The following is a 241-nucleotide window of genomic DNA, read 5'->3' as shown; positions in this document are numbered from 1 at the left end:
CGCTGCTTGTAGACGGCGAACACCTGGAACGCCGGCTCCAGCTCGCCACCACGGATGGCCGAGGAGATGTTGGCCTCGAACGGTGCGAAGCGCGCCACATCGGCCTGGGTGAAGTACTGCTTGCCGCCGTCCAGCGTTTCCAGATAGCGCTTGAACACGTCCTTGGAGGTGGCCTCGTCCAGCGCCCGNGGGCGGTAGGCGTAGCGGCTGTCGGACAGCAGGCCGTACACCAGCTTGGAGG

At 66.2% G+C, this 241-nt stretch carries 1 protein-coding gene; it reads right to left on the bottom strand.

The features are described 5' to 3' along the window. Positions 1–158, bottom strand: a 158-nt coding sequence (locus HMPREF0072_RS11530; RefSeq protein WP_438829778.1) for a hypothetical protein, incomplete at its 3' end; no start/stop codon positions are given. Between the last annotated feature and the right edge of the window lie 83 nt (positions 159–241).

Origin of the sequence: Anaerococcus lactolyticus ATCC 51172, from assembly GCF_000156575.1 — a bacterium.
Classification (GTDB): Bacteria; Bacillota; Clostridia; order Tissierellales; family Peptoniphilaceae; genus Anaerococcus; species Anaerococcus lactolyticus.
Note: the sequence above shows the minus strand (reverse complement) of the source record. Positions and strands in the feature narration are given on the sequence as shown.